This is a genomic window from Pseudomonas sp. PDM16 (assembly GCF_014851865.1).
Lineage (GTDB): Bacteria > Pseudomonadota > Gammaproteobacteria > Pseudomonadales > Pseudomonadaceae > Aquipseudomonas.
Window position 1 is genome coordinate 1 of record NZ_JACVAM010000037.1, and the last position, 318, is coordinate 318.

The following is a 318-nucleotide window of genomic DNA, read 5'->3' on the forward strand; positions in this document are numbered from 1 at the left end:
CGTAGGTCAGGGTGTTGAGCTGACGGCCATCGGGCAACGTGGTGGTTTCCCGGTTGCCCAGCAGGTCGTAGGCGTGGCTCAGCTCGCTGCGTTGTCCGCCCCGGCTGTAGAGCACCTCGCGGGCCAGTTGGCCGGCCTGGTTGTAGAACAGCTCCACCCGGGCCTGGCGATTGCGGGCGCAGACCAGTTGCCCGGCGGCATCGTAGTGGTAGCGGCTGTGGGCAAACTGGGGGCTGCCATCGGTCCCCGGCTTGTAGCTGAACTTGTCCAGCAGGCGGCCCATGGCGTCGCGCTGGTAGCGGGTGCGTAGCAGCGCCC

At 68.2% G+C, this 318-nt stretch carries 1 protein-coding gene; it reads right to left on the reverse strand.

Annotated features, from left to right (window positions below):
• On the reverse strand, positions 1-318 hold a 318-nt coding region (locus tag IB234_RS23840; RefSeq protein WP_192322332.1), incomplete at both ends, for a hypothetical protein.